Consider the following 21412-nt stretch of genomic DNA (forward strand, 5'->3'; position numbering starts at 1 on the left):
CAAATTACCTTGTCGAAAGGAATATCTCCTCTCTTATCGCATCCGCATCATCCGGATACGCCTTCCTGTATTTTTCCATTAATGCTTTTGCCTGTGCAAAATCGCCGGCATACTCATAAGCTGTTATCTCATTTAGCATAAGTGACTGATGATATTCACTGTTCCCCAGTGAAAGTCCTGCCTCAAATGAGCTGACAGCATTATCGTAATCCCCCATTTTCACCTGACATAAACCAAGCTGATTGTATATGTCGGGATGATTGGGATCCTCTGCCAGAAAAGTCTTATAAACGCTGATGGCATAGTTATAGTCGCCCTGCTTTTCCCCTGTTTGACCAAGCAGAACCACAATAGGTGCCTTCTGCGCATCTCTCTCATTTCTGGCCAGCTCCAAATAACTCTGAGCATCCGCATTATTCCCAAGATAATACGAAATCTGTCCCTTTTCATAATTGGTCATGTTGGGATCAACATTATTCAGACATGATTCCAGAATCGCAGCGCCTTCATCCTCGTACCCGTTGGCTGAAAGTGCCTTGTAAATCATGATCCTAAGATCGTAATCCTTGGGTGAAATTGTTATTGCTTTATTAAAATCTATCGTCGCTCCATCATGATCCTGGCTGTAAAGCTTAGCAACACCGCGCATGTAATAGGCGTCTTTTTCCTTCTTACGAAGTCCTAAAATTGCGTCATATACCTGTATGGCCTCGGCATATTTCCCCTGCTTGATATAGGTATCCGCAAGATAGTAGTTCGTATCGAAATCCATATCTCTGGCAATTCCATCTGTTGATGCCAGAGATTTAAGAAACTCGGTGACAGCATTATCGTAATCACCGAGGTTCCTGTACAGGATTCCCTTTGCCCTGCTAAGGAGATGTACATCCTCTTCAGCCTTCTCCGCAGCTTCAAGGCTCTCCCTGGCCTCATCATATTCAAGGTTTTGAATATGCAAAAGCGCAGAGTCAACATTACCATGCTTAAGTGCCGGACCGCATCCGCAAAGCATGGCTAAACCTGCGGTGAGCATAATGGTCTTTGCCATTTTCCTGTATAACATTTACTTAGTCCTCGCCAAGATATGCTATTACCTCTACTTCACACAATACGTCCTTGGGAAGCTGCTTAACTGCAACACAGCTTCTTGCAGGCTTGCCTGTGAAATATTTCTCATATACTGCATTGAAAGCACCAAAATCTGCCATCTCAGCAAGGAAGCAGCTTGTCTTTACTACGTGCTCGTAGTCTGTACCTGCTGCCTTTAAAATCTCCCCAATATTCTTGCAAACAAGATCAGCCTGAGCTGTAACATCATCTCCTTCAATCTCACCTGTTGCGGGATTGATTGGAATCTGTCCTGAAGCATAAAGGAAATTACCTGCCTTTATAGCCTGTGAATAGGGTCCGATTGCTGCGGGTGCCTTGTCTGTAACGATTTTCTGCATTTTTCATACCTCCGTTAAAAAAATTATGTATTCTCTTTTTGCTTTTCAGAATCGAATGCTGCTGTAACATAGAATCCCCTGGCATTCTCTTCCACATTAAGAACAACGCCCTGTCTCATGGACATTCTCTCCCTGAAGGGAAAATTCCCTGACATTGCAAGGGAAGGATCAATGGTGTAATACACATTACTGGGGAGTTCTCCCTCCGTCACCGTGATCTCATCGCCCTCCTTCAAAAGTCCTGGGCGTTCCATCTTAAAAACCATTTCTCTAACCATTTTACTATCTACTCCGTAGCCACATTATCTGCAATTACATAAGCATGGTTTTTCAAATAATCATACCATAATGCATAAGATTTTGCTTTCAAATGTATGTTATCAAATGAAAGATCCTGAGTAAGTGCTCCGTTCTCATCATCAGTGGCTTCATTCATATCAATATAAAAAATGTGCTGATTGTCCGCTAGCTGCGCAATTACCTGGTTGCGCTCATTTATGCGGTCATTCTTAAATACCTTGTCTTTATTACTCTTCGCAGCGGTTACATGCATTATGCCCTGAATATATATCTGCGCATCGGGTTGCAGCTCTCTTATTCTGTTAACTACGTTCCCGTATGCTTCCCCGAAGGATTCAGGTGTTCCGCCGCCAAGCTCGTTAAGACCGAGCATAATATATATTTTACCAAATTTCTTCTGCTCTAGCGCCTGTGCAATTGTAATTTTTTCAGAATTATCTTCAAGTTTTACAAAGGACTTTTTCTCAAAATCATAAATAGTGAGAGAAATCTTGGCATAGAAGGTGGATCTGTCCATGAGCTCCTGACAATACTCCGAAAGTCCAACTGTTCTGGAATCGCCAATAAAGAGCGCATCGCAGAAATAATCATCATCCACGGATGCAATCTGATAAACAGGCGGTTCAGGTTCTACCTCTTCTACAGGTGCCTCCTCTGCAGGTGCTTCCTGGCTCTCTGCCGTCTGTTCGCCCTCTGCAGGCGCTTCCTGATTCTCTGCTGGCTGCTCGCCCTCTGCCTGAGTCTCAGTAGCTTCAGGATTCTCACCCTCTGCGGGATTCTGCTGCTCTCCCATGGCTTCCTCTGAAGGCTGTTCCTCTACAGATTGCTCTTCTGTCAGCTGTTCTGCATTCTCAGTCTGCTGCGCATCTGCTTCAGCTACATCAGTCTGCTCAGAACCATCTGATATCTGCTGCTCAGATCCATCAGCGGTCACTACATCCTCATTCTGAGCTTCGCTCTCAGGGTTCTGTGACAGCGTCCCATTGCCGGTACCCATCACATTATTTGCAAGAGCCACAAGATAAGGCTGATTGCCGTCAAAGAGACTACGAAGTGTCAGCGACATCACTGGGGCTGCCTGTGGATCATATTCAATTTCTCCGTACTGAGTATCTTTTCCCAATATTGAATCAGCAGTTGTCAGTATGTAGAACAACAACACCAATATAGTAAGCAGATACTTTGAGAGTTTTTTCAAAATACACTACCTCAAAAATTAAAATACAAGAACGGATTGCCCGCCTTAGTAGATGAAATACATGCACACACAACAAAGAGTGCAAATACCAATATTTTTATAACAGGGCTTTTCCTGTTTTCCTTAACAAATTCAAAAAACAGCGGAACAAGAAGTACAAGTCCTGCAATCATAAACATACCATATCTATCCGTGAACTTAGCAAAGTCTCCGGGATTCACTGCAACTCCGACTCCGAAAAAGGGGAAAAGTCGTCCGAAATAGTTGGCGATATCCGTGAATGAATTAAGCGCAAATACCACCCATGTAAGGGGTACAAGCACAAGCACGTTGATTCTTCCAATTACTGCCATCAGTCCCTTGCTCTTAGATAAAACAAACTTCTCTGCAAGTATCATCAAAAGAAGGGATCCGCTCCAGATAAAGAAGTTCGGTGTAATGCCATGCCATATTCCCGTTAACAGCCATACAATAAAAAGATTTAAAACTGTACGTTTTGTTCCTTTTTTACTTCCGCCAAATGGAATGTACACATAATCCTTAAACCAGGAGCCCAGGGTCATATGCCACCTTCTGTAGAAATCGCTGACGCTTCCTGCCACGTAGGGATGATTGAAGTTCTGTACAAAAGGAAATCCAAGAGCCACACCTACACCTGCAGCCATAAGTGAATATCCCCAGAAATCGAAATACAGATTCAGGGAATAGCACACTGCTCCAAGCCACGCCAGAGGTGTGGAAATGCTCTCATATCCTATGGTTCCGATCTCATTCCACATCATAGCCATGTAATCGGCAATAAGTATCTTCATGCCAAATCCCAGTGAAAACCAGAATAAACCGCTCTCTATTCTGCATAGATACATGGGGAGCCTGTCTCTGAAAAGCAAAAACATCTCCTTTTTACCGGATATGGCCTCATTTTTCTCATAGTAGTCATAGCGCATGATAGGGCCGGAGATAACCTGGGGGAATAACGAAAAATAAGCCAGTGCTGAAAAGAACGCCGGCCTTTTTTTGATCAATCCCTTATAGCAGTCAACCTGATATGAGATCATTTTGAATGTGAAGAAGCTGATACCAAGCGGAAGAGCGCTAACACGGCCAAACTGCACAAGCAGCTTAAAGGCCATAAGAACTCCCGCATCCAGCAGAACTGACAGATATAAGAACTTCTTATTTTTAGAAAGACATTGCAGAGACAACAAATAATTCACAACTATTGCAGCTGCAAATATCCCTAAACTCCTGATATCTCCAATTGCATAAAACACCAGGGAGCCCACCGACAGGAAAATACTCCTGAAGCGGTAAGGCACAGCATAATACACAATCAGAAATATCGGTAAAAATCTAAATATAAATGATAAATCCGAAAAATTGATCATATTCGCGTTAATCTGTAGCATTGTTTATCTCAGCCAACTTTGTTTCTGCTGATGATGCGCTTCTGGTATCCTCAAAGTTATTGATTACCTGGTCGTAAATGACCTTAGCATTGTCTGTATCTCCACTCTCATAATAAGAGTTACCGAGATTGTACAGCGCATCAACGTTGGTGTTATCGTACTGGAATGCCTTGATCAGTGCAGGAATCGCAGTTTCATAATCACCGTTCCTGTATGCATCATAGCCCACAGCATAGCTTCGCTGTGAAAGATCAGCTCCCACAAATGTCATAAGACCATTGTAGAGGTCCATGAACTGCGTAGATGCTTCATCACCGAGGTTGTCGATATCCACATCCTTAAGCTGCTCCTCAATTCCTTCGATATTGGTCTGATCAGCAAGATACAGTGAAGCTGCCTCCATAAGATTATTACCTACTGAAGCAGGTGTATCTGCGCCCTGATATGAGCTTATCTCGTTTTGAAGCTCATCAATCTGGGCCTGAAGTGTTCCTATCTGCTGCTCATACTCACCCATCTTGGCTGATTTTGAATCAGACTCTTCACTTATTTCTGAGATCTGAGTCTTGTAATTGGCATTCATTTTCTGTATTCTTGCGGGCAAAATAAGGAAATTAGCTGCTGCTACTCCAAGAACAACTCCCAAAACTATTCCCCATATTGATCCGCTCTTAGTAAAGACATTCTGTCTAACAGGCTGAATGATGGTCTCATTGTCTCTGGTATATCTGACAATATCATTACCTGATTTCTTATTCTCCTCTGAAGCCTTAAGATCCTGAGGAAGCATCATGCTCTCAGCTTCCTTGAGATAGCGGGCTGCCATTACGTTGCCGGTATCGAGCTTAAGACTCTTCTCCGCCTCTGTTTTGGCCTTGGCATAACTGCCGTTGTTCAGATAAAGAAGCGCTAAAAGAAGATGGGCCCTGATAAAACCGGGGTTCATCGAAAGTACTTTTTTTAGCTGAATAACTGCCATATCCAGGCTGTCCTGGTGGCAATAGTTCAGTGCTATATTGTATTTTTTTATTGTCTGATTGAAAACTTCGAGTCTTGAAGGATCATTACGTACCATGTCCATGTAGTCATCTGCTGAGTTGTCCTCGCTCTTAAGGTTCTTACTGATAACCCATTCACTAAGGGCAGCAACGACTTCACCGGTCTCATAATAGACCAGTCCTAAAAGGTTTCTGGCCTGAATGTTACTCTTATTGAGTTTTAGACTTTGATGCAGGGATTCGATGGCCCCTGACATATTACGCACTTCTGCTCTCTCTAATCCCTCATTATAATAGCGGTTGGAAAGAGCGATTATGCGCTTATATACCTTTACTCCCGCGCCGCAGTTAGGACAATACTCGCGGCTTGTGAGCTCTGCTCCACATTTATAGCATTTCATAATAAGAAGAAAGCCCCTTTTCTAATTAAATCATGAACGACTGCGCATCTGACGATTTGTTTCCTCTGCCTTGGCATCCTTCAGAAGGCTGACAAGGACATCTGCCATGTCGTCCAAATCCTGGTTATAGATGATCTCCTCAGCATCCTCTATCTCCAGGCTGGGCCTGAACTTCTTAAGTTCATTTTCAAAATTGATCATTTCTAAAGCTCCCTCATACCTTTTACATCTGATAAAACAAATTAGTTGCCGGGCAAAATGCCAAGTGTCTCTCTGACCTGCCCAACAAGATATAAAGATCCGGCAGCAAATACAACATCGCCGGCTCCCCTGTCCGTAAGAATATCCATAAGTGCATCCTTTACACCGTCATAATATGAAAAACGGATATTCAAGGCATCCTCAAATCTGGATGTCTCGGACGCAATCGCAGCACGAAGCTGTGATTCTGAGGCTGATCTGGAAGTATCAAGAACTGCAATATATACTCTGTCGAACAACCTGCTCTCAAGTATTTTCCTGATCATAAGATGGTACTGCTTGTCTGATACGGCACCGAAAAGTAAATATCTGTACCTGTTGCAGGGTACTTCCTTAGCACTTTCAAGGAAAGCATCCATTCCATCTACATTGTGGGCACCATCAACATATATTCCGGGAAGAATAAGCTCCATTCTTCCACCCCATTTGGCCTTTTTCAAGCCAAAACGAATATCATCTTCGGAAATCTTTATTCCAAGATCCCTCAATGCCCGAGTACACATTATCGATATTGCAGCATTTTCTGTCTGAAATTTCGCAATAGTTTGCAGTCTGAGACCGCAATAATTATCATACTGAGATTCATAGGAAAAATCAATGCAAATATTACCTGATTCATCGGGCGTAGGCACAATATCATAGAGAAACTTTGGCTCAACACGATAAACCTTAGCTCCCATTTCCTGTGCTCTTTTTTCTATTACCTCTGTACTGTTCTCTCTTTTATTAAGGAAAACAAGAGGAACGTTATTTCGTATAATTCCTGCTTTTTCAGCGGCAATCTCCGAAATTGTATTTCCAAGATACTGCATGTGGTCCATGCCTATCTCAGTTATCACATCAAGTATAGGCTCATGTATGCTGTTGGTAGCATCCAGCCTTCCGCCAAGTCCTGTCTCGAGCACCAGAAAATCCACAGGGTGTTCGCTATAAAGCTCCATAGCCATAAAGAACAGGAACTCGAAATATGTAGGGAAGTATTCTCCCGTTTTATACCCTTTTATGCTCGTAAGGAGCTTAGCAAATATATCACAGAAAGTATTATCCTCAATGGGCTTTCCGTTAATGCAAAAGCGCTCCGTAAGCTTTACAAGATGCGGTGAAGTAAACATTCCCACGGAAAAGCCTGCCTGCCTCAGAATCTCTGAGAGATAATTGCAAACAGAACCTTTTCCGTTAGTACCTGCCACATGAATGATCTTCATATTCAGGTCAGGGCTTCCCATGTATTCAAGGAATTCCCTGGTCTCTTCTACAGAATGTTTCTCGGTAAATGCAGGTATCAGTTCGATAAACTGCTCGCACTCATAAAAGCGGGGTTTCTCTCCGGCATCTAAAAGACTCATTATGTCTTCGATGCGGTTTGTAAGCTCGTCTTTCATTACCACACCTGTTATTACTTCTTAAGCTGAGCCAGTCTCTCCTGCACCTGTGCATAAGTCTGCTCGTACTTCTGCTGCTTAGCCTTTTCTTCCTCAATCTTCTCAGCGGGAGCCTTGGAAAGGAACTTCTCGTTAGTGAGCATATTCTGTGATCTCTTAAGCTCACCTTCAAGCTTCTTCATCTCCTTCTCAAGACGCTCGATCTCAGCTGAAATATCAACAAGATCTGAGAAAGGAATGTAAATAGTAGCATCTGCAAGAACTACTGAAACTGCATCTTCAGGAATACCTGTCTTGTCATTCTGACATACTGACTCGGATGCGCTTCCCAGTGTCTCAAAGAAAAGCTTACCTGTACGGAAGATATCAAGAGCTTCCTCATTATCTGAAACTACAAATACCTGTGCTTTTCTTGAAGGAGCAACATTCATCTGTGTGCGGACATTACGGATACCTCTTACGGCCTCCTTAATGGTCTCAATTGCCTTCTCATCGGAAGCATAGTTCCACTCTTCCTTATACTCAGGCCAGTTGGAGATCATGATTGACTCCTCCTCGTCCTGAAGTGTGCAGAAGATTTCTTCTGTAACGAAAGGCATATAAGGATGAAGAAGCTTAAGGCTGTTAATAAGCACTGTCTGAAGTGTCCAGAGTGCTGCCTCGTGTGACTTCTTATCGTCAGAATTGTAGAGACGGGGCTTAACCATCTCGATGTACCAGTCGCAGAACTCTTCCCAGATGAAGTCATAAACCTTCTGAACTGCGATTCCAAGCTCGAACTTATCCATGTTCTCTGTTACTTCACGGATAGTGTTGTTAAGTCTTGAAAGGATCCAGTGATCTACAGGCTCAAGACCTTCGGGCATGGGCTGGTGAATTGCGCTCTTAGCATCCTCACCCATGTTCATCATGATAAATCTGGATGCGTTCCAAACCTTATTTGCAAAGTTACGGCTGTTCTCTACTCTTTCATTATAGAAACGCATGTCATTACCGGGTGCATTACCTGTAACGATTGTAAGTCTGAGAGCATCAGCACCGTAATTCTCAATAACTTCAAGCGGATCAATTCCGTTACCGAGAGACTTACTCATCTTTCTACCCTGAGAGTCTCTGATAAGACCGTGGAAAAGAACTGTCTTGAAAGGATATGTTCCCATCTGCTCGTAGCTTGAGAAGATCATTCTGATTACCCAGAAGAAGATAATGTCATAACCTGTTACAAGTACGTCTGTAGGGAAGAAATATTTAAGTTCTTTGGTGTCATGAGGCCATCCAAGAGTCTCAAAAGGCCAAAGAGCTGATGAAAACCATGTATCAAGTGTATCGGGATCCTGAGTGAAATGCTCATGTCCGCACTTAGGGCAAACCTTGGGTGCTTCCTTGGCAACAACTGTCTCACCGCACTTATCGCAGTAGTATGCGGGGATTCTGTGTCCCCACCAGAGCTGTCTTGAAATACACCAGTCACGGATATTGTCAGTCCAGTTGAAGTATGTCTTCTCCATTCTGGAAGGAATAAGCTTGATTGTGCCATCCTTAACAGCATTGGATGCAGGCTTAATTAGCTCGTCCATCTTAACGAACCACTGTGCCTTGATCATAGGCTCAACTGTTGTATGGCAACGGTCATGTGTACCTACATTATGAGAATAGTCCTCGATCTTAACAAGAAGGCCCATCTCGTCAAGTTCCTTAACGATGGCTTCTCTTGCAGCATAGCGATCCATTCCCTCGAACTTGCCACCGTTTGCATTGATGGTAGCGTCATCATTAAGGATGTTGATCTCCTCAAGGTTATGTCTCTTACCAACCTCAAAGTCGTTAGGGTCATGGCCGGGAGTGATCTTAACTACGCCGGTACCGAATTCCATATCTACATAATTATCTTCAACGATAGGAAGTTCTCTGTTTACTATAGGAAGAAGAACCTTCTTACCCTTGAAGCTCTTATATCTGTCATCATCGGGATTAACCGCAACAGCTGTATCACCAAGCATGGTCTCAGGACGTGTTGTGGCAAATTCTATGAACTCTGTCTTTGAAACAGTTCCATCCTCATCAATTACAGGATATTTGATGTGCCATAAGTGGCCTGCCTGTTCCTCGTACTCAACCTCGGCATCAGAAATAGAAGTCTTACATACAGGGCACCAGTTTACGATTCTGCTTCCCTTATATATGTAGCCTTTCTCATGCATCTTACAGAAAACTTCTGTAACGGCCTCATTACAGCCCTCGTCCATTGTGAAACGCTCTCTGTCCCAGTCACAGGAAGAACCAAGCTTCTTAAGCTGGGAAATGATTGTTCCGCCGTATTCCTTTTTCCACTCCCAGGCACGCTCAAGGAATTTCTCTCTTCCAAGATCTCTCTTATCAATGCCTTCTTCCTTAAGAGTGTCGATGATCTTAACCTCTGTAGCAATAGAAGCATGATCAGTTCCGGGCATCCAAAGTGCATTGTAGCCCTGCATTCTCTTATAGCGGATAAGGATATCCTGCAATGTGTTATCAAAGGCATGGCCCATGTGAAGCTTACCGGTGATATTCGGCGGCGGAATGACTATTGTAAAAGGCTTCTTAGTCTCATCCACCTCAGCGTGGAAGTACTTATTATCCTCCCACTTCTTATATAATCTGTCCTCAATCCCTTTGGGGTCGTACGTCTTTGCGAGTTCTTTTCTCATAATTCGATAACCTCTTTAATATGCGTTTAGATATTCTGTTCAATAATATTAAAATAAGAAATCTTTGTCAATGTAACAGCGATTTCCTTAATAAAAATATGCTCTTTTACGAGAACTATTTCATGTGGTGACACGCGTGTCATAGCACAAGATAGGTTTACATAGTTGTATTGACTAAATTAGTACTATCTCACTTTTATGAACTCAATATTCATAATATCGTAAACCAGAGTATTAAGCCATTTTATGGGGCTCTCGGAATATCAGTTTCCATTTAATCCCCAATTTCCACAGAGTTATCCACATGTACACGAGTGTCATTTTTTATGGTCACATACCACCTGTTGTATTAAAAACCGTAAATTTGGATAAATTATATATACAATTGATACAATTCATTAGTTTACATAATTTATATCTCATATATCATTATGTAAACCAACCTATGTTTTTGAGTGTATAAATGGCTGTTTTTTATGATAGTAAACTAGTTTAGATTGTCATCCAGACCGCTCCAGAGCGCATTTACGGTGTTTTTGACCGTACTGGTCGATACGAGCTTTATATCCTTCCACTCTCTGGGGAAAAGATCGGCGTAAGCTCTCTGAACAAACCTTTCATCAAGAAGTGCCACTATTCCAGTGTCATTCTCTGTCCTTATAACTCTGCCTGCCGCCTGAAGTACCTTGTTCATTCCGGGATACCTGTAGGCATAATCAAAGCCATCCTCGCCATCTGATTCAAAAAACTCTTTTATGATCTCTCGTTCGTTGCAAACCTGTGGAATTCCGGTTCCGACTATTATGACTCCGATAAGGCTGTCTTCCTTAAGATCAATGCCCTCACTGAAAATGCCGCCCATAACACAAAAGCCAAGGATACTTTTTGACTCCTCCACTTCAACTTCCATATTTATGATACTTCCAAAATCTATGTCATTACCCGGGGTGAATCTGGACAGGAACTCCTCTCTGTCTTCCTCAGTCATCATCTCATTCTGAACAAGGATCTCCTGAGTGTCTTCATCGAAAAATTCCTTCTCATATATGATTCCCACATCATCCATAAAAATCCTGGAAGGAAAGAATATCAGATAATTACCGCTCTTCTCTGTTGTAATATCGTGTATATATTTAGCGATTTTACGATACTCGTATTCACTTCTTCTGGTATATTTACTGGTGACGTCGGTTGCAATGATGCGTCCGCATTTTCCCGGGTCAAAAACCGAATGAGCGTAAATCTCATAGTCTTCCTTTGTGCCCCCAAGAAGCTTTTTGTAATACTGAATCGGAAGAAGTGTTGCCGAAAAGAGTATTGTGGATTTCGCTCTTGCCATGCAAAGCTTCAGGTTCTCTGAAGGGTCAACACACAAAAGCTTTATTTTAAAGCTCTCATCTTCATATTCTGCGTAAATGACATACTTGTCGTCTAACAGTTCATAAATAGTCTCAAAAGTGAGAATATCAAAATAAAAATCAAGAATATCGTCTCTATATTGTCCTTCTGCGTGATCCTCTAGCCATTTGGAAATGATCTTACTCATATTTCCAATCTTCTGCATTAGTGGAGAGATATCCACAAGCACTTCGCAGTAATCGGTAAAAGCCATGATCTTCTGCATCTCGGTCTCGCAGGATTTGATGAGTCCGGCAATCTTTGGATGTGCCTGCTCAATAAGAAGCCTTGTATTATTAAGTGTTTCGAACCACAACTCTGCGCTGTACATGTCTCTGCCTCTGTCCAGCAGATTGTGTGCCTCATCGATAAGGAAGATATTGTCCCCCTTTATTCCATCTGAGAAAAAGCGCTTCAGATATACAAAGGGGTCAAAAACGTAATTGTAATCGCAGATCACTGCATCCGCAAAAAGGCTCATATCAAGAGACAGTTCGAAGGGGCAGACATTATATTTTGCCGCATATTCCATGATCAAATCTCTGTTAAAATCATCCTCGGAAGTCAGAAGATCGTAGATACAGTCATTTATTCTGTCAAAATGCCCTTCTGCGCAGGGACAGGCCACTGGATTACAATCGCTCTTATCCAGTACACAAATCTTATCCTTTGCAGTCAATGTCACGGTTTTAAATTCAAGTGACTCTTGATTTCTTAGTACATCAAAGGTATTTTCTGCAACTGTCCTTGTAATAGTCTTGGCAGTAAGATAAAAAATCCTCTCTGCCTTATGCTCACCCACAGCCTTAATTGCAGGGAACACAGTGCTTATGGTCTTACCAGTTCCTGTGGGTGCCTCCAAAAACAGCTTCCTGCCGTGATAAATAGTCCTGTAAACACCTGCTGCCAGATCCTTTTGGCCCTCTCTGTACTCAAAAGGAAACTGCATTCGATGGATGGATTCTATTTTCTTATCCTCCCAGGTAGCCATGAAGTCAGCCCACCTGTGATATGCTTCCAAAAGATCATCAAACCAGGCTGTGATCTCCTCTGCAGTAAAGTCATAGGTAAACCGCTTTATCTCCTCTGTATCAATATTACAGTAGGTAATCTGGACACTTATCTCTTTAAGATCATTATCTCTTAGGTAAATTGCTGCATAGCACTTAGCCTGTGCGATATGAACCTCGTCGGGAGTCTTTATTTTCTTTAAATCTCTGTAGGTACCCTTAATTTCGTCCACAAGAACAGGGCTGTCGGCCTTCCTTAGTATTCCGTCAGCTCTGCCATCGATTTTTAAAATATAGTTTTCTCTTGTTATGGAATAGGTCAGAGGAACCTCTGCCTCATAATCTCCACCCTGACTTTTCTGTATCATCCTGTGGATACGCCCGCCTTCCTGCATGGCGGTATCAGGTGCGTGATGGATTCTGTTGTCTATATTACCGGTTCTTAGAAGGAACTCCACAAGTCCCCTGACCGAAATCTTAATCTCTTTCATAAAATTGTATAAAAAAACTCCCTGTAGAATATAATACCACAGGGAGATGTCCTAAATCATAATATGATATACGAATTGCTCCGTTTCTTCGAAACTCTCGCAATTCTATATCATTATATATATTAGCAAGCTACTGAATGCTCAGAAAGGTAGTTCTCAAAATCTTCGTTAAAACCACGATAGCTTACCTTAAGGGGCTGTCTGAAATCCAGTCCGAAAACTCCTAAAATTGATTTTGCATCTACAGTGAATCGATTGTAAGAAATGTCCACATCAAAATCGCACTTAGTAGCTGCGCTTACAAAATCCTTAACCTGATTGGGACTAAGCTTGATTAATTTACTCATTGCCGTATTCTCTCCTAACTGTTACGAAAACGATTTAGCTGATTTGCAACTGTTAGAATTATACGTCATATTTTTGAATTAATCTTTGAGAAATTCTTAGGGTTTTCTTAAGAAATTCTTAAGATTAAATGGCTATGATAAATTTTTTAGCTTCTTCCAAACATAGGGCAAAACGCCGCAACGCCGGCATTATACCAGTGAAAGCTTATCTCTTACCTCGTTCTCATTGGCCATAACCTTGATCATGTTCATAGCCTTATGAACTGCAGGAATGCTGATAAGAACCAGTGTCATGATACCTTCAGCGCCAATGTATATACCGTTGTATCCAAGTGAATATACAAAGGGATGCATACCTTCAGGAGCATACTGACCAAAGAAGATCACACCGGAAAGAACGCTGAAGACAAGTCTTCCAAAAATACCTGCGATGTATCCAAGAACCATGCCGTGCTTTTTGTTATTAAAGAATCCCGAAACGCCAAGAGCACCAAAAGCAAGGATATAGTCACACAGAAGCTGAGGTATGCTTACAATGTAGGGGCCTAAGATAAGCTGAAGGATTCCATAGGCAATAGCTGATGTAAGGCCTGCTCTGACGCCATAGAGGTAACCTACAAAAGTTATGAAAAACATTGAAAACAGTGTAACAGATCCGCCCATAGGCAGGTTGAAAAACTTGATCATTGATGTGATCGTGGCAAGTGTTACACACATTGCTGCAAATACCAGCTGCTTTGCGGAAAAGTGACTTTTCTGATCTTTTCCTGTGAAGAAGCATGCTGCAATAAGCGCAAGGATAAGAAGGGCTACCAGTAAGCCATAGCCTGATGATGTAAGTTCGTAGGTATCTTCTACCTGTTTTAAAAATATTGACATAACAAAAACCTCCCTTTTGATATAGCAAAGGGAGGTCTTAAGCTCATCTAAGATACACGCTGAATTTCTGCGTGTCTGTATCCTGAATCGCTTCCTTACGCCGGTATTATCCGGTTCAAGTAATGAGGGTCGATGTAAAACATCTTCTCAGCATAGCTCCCCTAGCAAATATCGCTTTTTATTTTTTCGAATCTAATTAAAAGCCATTTAGCCTTAATTGTCAATACAAGTTTCCAAAAAGTACTCAATTTTCTTAGAGGATTTGGATACCGTTCTTTGTAGCTTCTTCTACTTCCTCATCCGGCCAAAGTGAACACTGAACTTCACCGATATGAGCTTTTCTCAGGAAGAACAGGCAAAGTCTGGACTGTCCGATACCACCACCAATGGTGTAAGGAAGCTCCTTGTTGATGATCGCCTTCTGGAAAGGAAGCTCTGCTCTCTCGGTGCAGCCTGCCTTTTCAAGCTGAGACTTTATGGAATCCTCATCTACTCTGATACCCATTGATGACAGCTCAAGCGCAATATCAAGAACAGGATAATAAACAAGAATATCACCGTTCAGTGCCCAGTCATCGTAGTCCGGAGCACGGCCGTCATGCTTCTCGCCGGATGCAAGGACGTCACCTATCTGCATGATAAATACTGCGCCTTTCTCCTTGGTGATAAGGTACTCACGCTCTTTTACTGATTTTCCGGGATACATATCTTCAAGCTCCTGAGAGGTGATGAAGAAAATATCATGGGGAAGGATCTCTTCAATATAGTCGTACTGAATTGACATGTATTTTTCTGTCTTACGAAGCACCTTGTAGATTGTGCGAACGGTTTCCTTAAGGAAATCCAGGTTACGGTCTTCCTTATTGATAGCCTTCTCCCAGTCCCACTGATCCACGAAAACGGAATGGATGTTATCCGGGATCTCATCACGTCTGATGGCATTCATATCTGTGTAAAGGCCTTCGCCTACCTTAAAGCCGTATTTCTTAAGCGCGAATCTCTTCCATTTAGCAAGAGAGTGAACGATTTCTGCTTCACGCTCATTTTCATTTCTGATATCAAAAGCTACAGGACGCTCAACGCCGTTAAGATTATCATTAAGACCTGACTCCGGTGCCACGAAAAGCGGTGCTGTCACACGCAAAAGGTTCAGGTTCTCAGAAAGTGTATTCTGAAAGAAATCCTTCACGGTCTTGATGCCTACCTGCGTATCGTGGAGGTTTAATGCTGATTTGTAATCCTTGGGAATTATAAGATTCTCCATTTTGCTCCTCCTCTTTTTTTCACATTAAAAATATAGTAATAATTAAAACTCTTTTTTTTGCTTTAGGCAAGTAAAACATCAATGTACAAAAAAGTGGCGCAAAAAAGCCGATGGGAAGCTGTTTTTTCCTCATCGGCTTAGCATGGCATTCAAATATTTTATTTACTTTGAACCATAGATTCCAACAAACCCCACACCGCCTGAAGCCTTGTTCTGACTCCAGGTATCACTGTCAGAATCCACTATCATGTAGGAACCTGTCTGCAAAGTCAGATTACAGGTCACATTCCAATAGGTATTTCTGTAAAGGCCTATTGCTTTATATGTTGCAATCTTTTTACCTCGTTTGCCCGTTTCAGGATCGTATCTATAAATACTGATAGTTCCCGGCTTTTCGCCATCGCCGTCATTGTAATGATAGGTGATGATATTGTGAATATGGATTGCTCCATAGTCGTCACAGACATTGAAAATGGCAGGATTTGCACCGCCATCAACGGTTTTTGTATTAAAATTGGACAAACAATTGGCAGGAAGAACCGTGACCTTAGCCTTTATCTTCTTTGCACCTTCTTTAGCAGTAAGCGTGGCAGTTCCCACACCAACTGCGTAAACAACATTTTTAGCGGCATCAACCTTCAATATCTTTGCCTTTGATGATGTCCACTTTGGGTTTTTAAGGCTGCATTTTAGCTCATAGGCTGCCCCAAGATAAATCTGATAGGGCTTTTTTGTCTTTTTCAAGGTAAGGACAGCTGCCTGTTTTTTCTTGGAATACGCCACTTTGGAAGCAGCATTTACAGGCGCTGTATTATTTAAAAAGAATACAAAAACAAGTAAAACCGTAAGAACAACTGTAAGAAGACTTCTTTTTCTTCCCCTCATAAAACCCACTCCTTTCAGAAACCATTCTTCAGGTACATTTAGTGAATTTCAAAATGACTCTCACATATATATTTATCGGCTTATTACATTAAAAAGATAAGTAATATACGAAAAAATATGATAAAAAAAGGCCGGTGAGGAAGTACCTCACCGGCAGTTTTCTAATCTTATATTCTTTTATTAGTTAATCACATGTGTAGTATATCCAGGTAAATCCTGCTCCATCAGTATCAGTGTTCTGGCTCCAGGTCTTGGGATTGGAATCCTCTACTACATAATAGCCTTTACTTAGCTTCTTAAGGCATGTAGCGTTCCAATACGTATTACCAAAAAGTCCGTTTGCCTTTACCGTGAATACTTTCTTTCCGCGTTTCTGGGTGTCTTTATTGTATTTATATATACTGATAGTTCCGGGTTTCTTTCCCTTACCACCATTATAATGATAAGTAATTATACTCTGAATACTGAAGTTTTCACTACCAACGGTAAGATATACAGGTGTTCCGCCGCCACTAACAGCCGCAGTATTACTTATAGTCATACCTTTAAGAGCCTGAACCTCAACTTTGCGGGATATCTTCTTGCCACCCTTCTTGGCTGTAACGGTCGCTGTTCCTACACCAACTGCATATAAAGTATTTTTTGCTGCATCAACGCGTATTACGTCTTTATTTGAAGTTGACCATTTAGGATTATTCAGGTTGCAATTAAGTTTATATGCATCTCCTAAATATATTTTGATTTTTGCTTTTCCGGCTACAAATTTAATTGATGCAGTTTTCTTTGCTGATGCCATAGTAAAGATACTTGCCGCATTTGCAGGTGCTGCTGAATTTGTAAAAATAGCAAATACAAGTAAAGTAGCCAGCAAGATATTGATTAGACGTCTCTTTCTTCCCTTCATAAGACCACTCCTTTCAACCACATAAGCTGTCACGATCCGTAACACTTTTCTTACAATGACACCGCTTTAAAGTCTTTGTAAGAATAGATGTTATATTCATTATCGCCTATTTCCGGGAAGAATACATGAAACGCATGGAACTGTCATTGACAGTTAAATCTGTCACGTTCTGTGCCTGTTTTTTTATTTCTTTTTTAGATATTTTTTTCATCCCTTTCATTAATTTTTGAAAAAATATTCCGAAGATCGGTAATCAGGGAACTTCAATGGTCTCGCCAAGGGTAAAGGAGTAAATTATCCTCTCTTTTACCTTCTTATCAGTTATGCGCTCAAGAGCTTCCTGATAGTAATCAAGCTGAACCTTGTATCTGCTGACAAGCTCATCACCGGATCTGACCTTATCTGTTTTATAGTCAAGGAGAACGATGCCGTCATCCTCTTCAAACCACACGTCGATGATACCCTGAATAAGCACAAGCTCTTCCGAAGGAAGCTCTTTATCTATGCGGTCCGCAGGAACTCCCATCATGAACTGTGACTCTCTGTGGAGAAGGCCCTTTTCCATGGCTTCCTTCATACGAATGCCTACCTGGCTATTGCAAAATGCAGTGATATCCTCTGTATTTACGCAGTCTCCTGCACCGGCCGCCAGCATTCCGGTCTCTTCAAGGTATTCAATCCATTTATCCAGAGCCTTTTGCCTCTCGTCATAGCTTATGAATTTCTCATCTTTACTACCTGTAGAATCTTCTGCGCCTTGGAACATATCTGTGCCAACTTCTTTAGTATCATAGATAAGCTCCATTATCTTATGGTAAACAGTACCTCTCTCTGCTCCATAAAGACTCTTATCCGCTGCCTTTACAAAGGAAGGCACAAGCTCATCATCGACATCTCCCAGGGCTGCCTTTGGAACTGCATCATGGACCGGCTCATCCTCTTCCATGTATGCCGCCTTTTTAAGCTCTGAAACAGTGGTTTTTACAAAAAGCCTGCCAAGATTCTCATAGGCATATTTTTCAAGGAACTGCTCCTTAAACTTCTTGGAGAGCGCCTTTTCATCTGCGCTTAGAACCGCTATATCCTTAAGCTTCATATCCACGCTTATGTCCTCTGAAAGCTCTGCCGCCTCAAGGTCATTTGCCGTGAATATCCTGAATCTGTAGGGCACAACGTAGCTGTTATCATCTCCTCGTATTGAGGAAACACTAATTCCGCATCTATCATCTACATCATCGCAGTCAGTCTCTGCCAGAGTGCACAGCTCCTTAAAGGAAGGATGTCTTGCCAGAGCCATCAGCAAAAGATCCTGATAACAGGCCGCCGTACTCCTTAAGAAAAACGGAAGAAGGTATGGCTGATTACCTTCTATGGCTTCGCGATTCCTGAACCTTAAAAGTGAAGAAAGCTTTGGTCCAAAATCAGTTGCCGTATGCTTTTCAGGGTTGCCAAGCTTCACAGCGCCTGTAAGGATAAGCTTTTCCTTTGCTCTTGTCATGGCAACATAAAGAATTCGCATCTCTTCGCCGAGGATATCCATTTTCATGGTCTCCTCCATCATGCGTTTTCTCAATGTCCTGTATAATATGCGCTTTTCAAGGTCTATGGCGTGGGTTCCTATGCCAAGCTCCATATCACTTACAACAGAATCATAGACATCTCTGTAATTGAAGCTCTTGGACATGCCTGCCACAAAACAGATGGGAAACTCAAGACCTTTACTTTTATGAATACTCATAAGCCTTACAACATCAGCGCTCTCATCAAGGGTTCCTGCTTCGCCAAAATCCACCTCGTATTTGCCAAGCTGCTCTATATATCTGACAAAATGGAAGACTCCGCGATAACTGGTTTTCTCGTAGGCAACGGCTTTCTCAATAAGCATATTAAGATTTGCACTTCGCCTCTCTCCTCCGGGAAGTGCTGCGCAGTACTCATAGTATCCTGTAATGTCATATATCTCTTTTAAAAGCTCGTTAACAGGAAGGAACTGACTGTGATGCCGTAATTTAGTTAATAATTCTACAAATTCACGTATTTTGTTTTTGATATTTGTTGAGAGTCCTACCGCTGCATCTCCGGCTTCTGTAGTATTAGCAGATCCATCAGCATCTGCAGGTGTCTCCTCAAGGCTTCTTTTCAGAATCTCATAAAAGCTGCCGCCAAGGAGAGCATCCTTCTTACGCCTTACATCAAAGGCCTTAATAAGTGCAAGGTCCTCATCATCAAAGCCTCCTATAGCTGACTTCATGACGCTTACAAGAGGAATATCCTGCATAGGATTACTTATAACCCTAAGGAGATTCAGTACTACCGCCACCTCTGTAGCTGAAAAGTAGCCTGCCTTGGACTCGATGTAGGCAGGAATTCCCATCTCATCAAAGACCTTCTTTATAATATCCTCAAAGCCGCTTGTGGCTCTCATAAGGATAACAATGTCGCTGTATTTAACCTTCCTAAAGCCTCCGTCCTTTGCGCTGACTACGCCGTCAGCCATTAGCTCACGGATTCTGGCTGCGATCATTCTGGCTTCAAGCTCCCTTGAGCCATCCTTCTTTTCATCACCGGCATCCACAAACAGATACTCTGTGGCATATTCCTCAGGATTCTCGGGCTTTTCAAAGGATGCCCCTGCAATAAGAGCTGCGTCCTCGTCATAGCCGACTTTTCCTAAGTCCTTACCCATTATCTGCTCGAAGATGTAGTTTACGCTGTCCAAGACTTCGCGTCTGCTTCTAAAGTTATTATGAAGGGATATCTTGCGCTCCTTAGCATCAGCTTCGCTGCCATAGCTATCCATTTTCTCCATAAAAATCTCAGGTCTTGCAAGGCGGAACTTGTAGATACTCTGCTTCACATCACCTACCATGAAGCGGTTATAATTGCCTGTTTCCTCCCCGGATATTACAGAGAGCAGCATCTCCTGAACATTGTTGGAGTCCTGATACTCATCTATCATGACTTCTTCATAGTAGTCACGATACTGCCTTGCTGCGTTTGTGGGCACGCATTTCCCATCCTCATACTTTACAAGAATCTGCAGGGCCAGATGCTCCATATCGCCGAAATCGATGATGCCCTTCTCTCTCTTTTTGGCATCGAATTTCTCCTTAAAGCTTATGGCAAGGTCAGCAAGCACTGCCACAGGCTCTTTGGCATAATTCATGTGCTGGCAAATTGTCTTTTTATCTTCGGTAAAGAATTTGTCCGCTAGCTCAGAAAGCTTCTTTTTCACATAATCTCTGTGACCCTTGGCGGCTTCCCTTTTATCTGCGTTTACAGAATCATCCTTTACAGGCTTAAGACGGTCAAAGTTCACATTAAGAAGAGCTGCCCTAAGTTCATCAAAGCTGCTGCCTGCCTTAGACCTTATAGCAGATACCATCTCCAGCTCTTTTTCCAGATAATCACCGTACATGTGGGGACCATCAGGCTCATTTGAAATATCAAGTGCCATCTGAAGCCTCATCTCGCACTCTTCAAGAAGCTTTGCAGTAAGCTCTTTACATTCTTTTACGAAAAAGACATTCTCAAAATCAGCTTCATCTATCTCATAGTCCTTTTTTCTCTGAAGAAGCCAGTCCTCAGGAAAAGGCATACTCATGGCATAGTTATAGAGATCCGTTATGAAATCCTCTATTCTGGTATCGTCCTTACCTGTGGAAAAATACTCGGTGCAGTTAAGAAATGCTTCGTCCCCCTCTGCGTACTTTTCCTCTAAAAGCTCCGCAAGAACATCCTGCATCAAAAGCTTCATCTCGCCTTCATCACCTACGCGGTATGAAGGATCAAGGCCGATCTCATTAAAATTGTTCCTAATAACATACTGACAGAAGGAATCAATGGTTGTTATCTGTGCTCCGTGGACAAGAGTCTCCTGCCTCTGAAGATGAGCATTTCCGGGGTCTTCCTCCAGCTTTTTGGATATTGCTTCAAGGATTTTGTCCTTCATGGATGATGCTGCTGCCTTGGTGAAGGTAACAACAAGAAGCCTGTCGATATCGATAGGCTTATCCCCTGTGATTCTTTGTATGATCCTCTCGACAAGTACTGTAGTCTTGCCGCTTCCTGCCGCAGCAGAAACAAGGACGTTTGAATTTCTTGCATCTATAACAGATTGCTGTTCTACGGTAAATCCCATTAGATCCCT

At 42.2% G+C, this 21412-nt stretch carries 16 protein-coding genes and 1 riboswitch; all 16 genes read right to left on the minus strand.

Features of this window, described 5'->3' with window-relative positions; all coding sequences use genetic code 11:
• Positions 1 to 4: 4 nt before the first annotated feature.
• Entirely contained in the window at positions 5 to 1063 is a 1059-nt protein-coding gene (locus G610_RS0116330; RefSeq protein WP_026525622.1) for a tetratricopeptide repeat protein, read from the minus strand.
• 4 nt (positions 1064 to 1067) lie between these two features.
• The gene (locus tag G610_RS0116335) at positions 1068 to 1448 is read right to left on the minus strand and encodes a RidA family protein (protein WP_026525623.1); all 381 of its coding nucleotides are present in this window, start codon (positions 1446 to 1448) and stop codon (positions 1068 to 1070) included.
• Positions 1449 to 1471: 23 nt separating this feature from the next.
• Positions 1472 to 1726 (minus strand): hypothetical protein, encoded by a 255-nt coding sequence (locus G610_RS0116340; RefSeq protein WP_026525624.1) that lies wholly within the window; start codon positions 1724 to 1726, stop codon positions 1472 to 1474.
• 8 nt (positions 1727 to 1734) lie between these two features.
• Positions 1735 to 2946 (minus strand): GDSL-type esterase/lipase family protein, encoded by a 1212-nt coding sequence (locus G610_RS22440; protein WP_051198070.1) that lies wholly within the window; start codon positions 2944 to 2946, stop codon positions 1735 to 1737.
• A gap of 11 nt (positions 2947 to 2957) precedes the next feature.
• Entirely contained in the window at positions 2958 to 4220 is a 1263-nt protein-coding gene (locus G610_RS0116350; RefSeq protein WP_051198071.1) for an MBOAT family O-acyltransferase, read from the minus strand.
• Positions 4221 to 4341: 121 nt separating this feature from the next.
• Positions 4342 to 5754: a tetratricopeptide repeat protein gene (locus tag G610_RS0116355; protein WP_026525626.1), complete on the minus strand. Its 1413-nt coding sequence runs from the start codon at positions 5752 to 5754 to the stop codon at positions 4342 to 4344.
• Positions 5755 to 5784: 30 nt separating this feature from the next.
• Entirely contained in the window at positions 5785 to 5955 is a 171-nt protein-coding gene (locus tag G610_RS23355; protein ID WP_035797783.1) for a hypothetical protein, read from the minus strand.
• A 41-nt stretch (positions 5956 to 5996) separates the two neighbouring features.
• Positions 5997 to 7397 (minus strand): bifunctional folylpolyglutamate synthase/dihydrofolate synthase, encoded by a 1401-nt coding sequence (locus tag G610_RS0116365; protein WP_051198072.1) that lies wholly within the window; start codon positions 7395 to 7397, stop codon positions 5997 to 5999.
• Between the two features lie 14 nt (positions 7398 to 7411).
• On the minus strand, positions 7412 to 10084 hold the full coding sequence (locus G610_RS0116370) for a valine--tRNA ligase (protein ID WP_026525628.1): 2673 nt from the start codon (positions 10082 to 10084) through the stop codon (positions 7412 to 7414).
• 487 nt (positions 10085 to 10571) lie between these two features.
• On the minus strand, positions 10572 to 12983 hold the full coding sequence (locus G610_RS0116375; RefSeq protein WP_026525629.1) for an ATP-dependent DNA helicase: 2412 nt from the start codon (positions 12981 to 12983) through the stop codon (positions 10572 to 10574).
• A 122-nt stretch (positions 12984 to 13105) separates the two neighbouring features.
• Positions 13106 to 13330, minus strand: coding sequence for an HPr family phosphocarrier protein (locus G610_RS0116380; RefSeq protein ID WP_026525630.1), 225 nt, complete (start codon positions 13328 to 13330; stop codon positions 13106 to 13108).
• A gap of 189 nt (positions 13331 to 13519) precedes the next feature.
• The gene (thiT, locus tag G610_RS0116385; RefSeq protein ID WP_026525631.1) at positions 13520 to 14209 is read right to left on the minus strand and encodes an energy-coupled thiamine transporter ThiT; all 690 of its coding nucleotides are present in this window, start codon (positions 14207 to 14209) and stop codon (positions 13520 to 13522) included.
• Between the two features lie 75 nt (positions 14210 to 14284).
• A riboswitch (TPP riboswitch) is annotated at positions 14285 to 14382 on the minus strand.
• A gap of 80 nt (positions 14383 to 14462) precedes the next feature.
• Entirely contained in the window at positions 14463 to 15473 is a 1011-nt protein-coding gene (gene asnA, locus G610_RS0116390) for an aspartate--ammonia ligase (RefSeq protein ID WP_026525632.1), read from the minus strand.
• 162 nt (positions 15474 to 15635) lie between these two features.
• Complete coding sequence (locus G610_RS0116395; protein ID WP_026525633.1) at positions 15636 to 16358, minus strand: hypothetical protein; 723 nt, start codon at positions 16356 to 16358, stop codon at positions 15636 to 15638.
• 184 nt (positions 16359 to 16542) lie between these two features.
• Positions 16543 to 17262, minus strand: coding sequence for a hypothetical protein (locus G610_RS0116400; RefSeq protein WP_026525634.1), 720 nt, complete (start codon positions 17260 to 17262; stop codon positions 16543 to 16545).
• Positions 17263 to 17515: 253 nt separating this feature from the next.
• Entirely contained in the window at positions 17516 to 21403 is a 3888-nt protein-coding gene (gene addA / locus G610_RS0116405; RefSeq protein WP_026525635.1) for a helicase-exonuclease AddAB subunit AddA, read from the minus strand.
• Positions 21404 to 21412 lie beyond the last annotated feature (9 nt).

This window comes from Butyrivibrio sp. MB2005, assembly GCF_000424285.1.
Classification (GTDB): domain Bacteria; phylum Bacillota; class Clostridia; order Lachnospirales; family Lachnospiraceae; genus Butyrivibrio.

Excerpts from the sequence above, each read along its gene's own strand:
- addA (WP_026525635.1), bottom strand. The coding sequence starts at position 21,403 with ATGGGATTTACCGTAGAACAGCAATCTGTTATAGATGCAAGAAATTCA.
- G610_RS0116370 (WP_026525628.1), bottom strand. The coding sequence starts at position 10,084 with ATGAGAAAAGAACTCGCAAAGACGTACGACCCCAAAGGGATTGAGGAC.
- G610_RS0116330 (WP_026525622.1), bottom strand. The coding sequence starts at position 1,063 with ATGTTATACAGGAAAATGGCAAAGACCATTATGCTCACCGCAGGTTTA.
- G610_RS0116365 (WP_051198072.1), bottom strand. The coding sequence starts at position 7,397 with ATGAAAGACGAGCTTACAAACCGCATCGAAGACATAATGAGTCTTTTA.
- asnA (WP_026525632.1), bottom strand. The coding sequence starts at position 15,473 with ATGGAGAATCTTATAATTCCCAAGGATTACAAATCAGCATTAAACCTC.
- G610_RS0116355 (WP_026525626.1), bottom strand. The coding sequence starts at position 5,754 with ATGAAATGCTATAAATGTGGAGCAGAGCTCACAAGCCGCGAGTATTGT.
- G610_RS0116375 (WP_026525629.1), bottom strand. The coding sequence starts at position 12,983 with ATGAAAGAGATTAAGATTTCGGTCAGGGGACTTGTGGAGTTCCTTCTA.
- G610_RS0116340 (WP_026525624.1), bottom strand. The coding sequence starts at position 1,726 with ATGGTTAGAGAAATGGTTTTTAAGATGGAACGCCCAGGACTTTTGAAG.
- G610_RS0116395 (WP_026525633.1), bottom strand. The coding sequence starts at position 16,358 with ATGAGGGGAAGAAAAAGAAGTCTTCTTACAGTTGTTCTTACGGTTTTA.
- G610_RS0116400 (WP_026525634.1), bottom strand. The coding sequence starts at position 17,262 with ATGAAGGGAAGAAAGAGACGTCTAATCAATATCTTGCTGGCTACTTTA.
- thiT (WP_026525631.1), bottom strand. The coding sequence starts at position 14,209 with ATGTCAATATTTTTAAAACAGGTAGAAGATACCTACGAACTTACATCA.
- G610_RS0116380 (WP_026525630.1), bottom strand. The coding sequence starts at position 13,330 with ATGAGTAAATTAATCAAGCTTAGTCCCAATCAGGTTAAGGATTTTGTA.
- G610_RS23355 (WP_035797783.1), bottom strand. The coding sequence starts at position 5,955 with ATGATCAATTTTGAAAATGAACTTAAGAAGTTCAGGCCCAGCCTGGAG.
- G610_RS0116335 (WP_026525623.1), bottom strand. The coding sequence starts at position 1,448 with ATGCAGAAAATCGTTACAGACAAGGCACCCGCAGCAATCGGACCCTAT.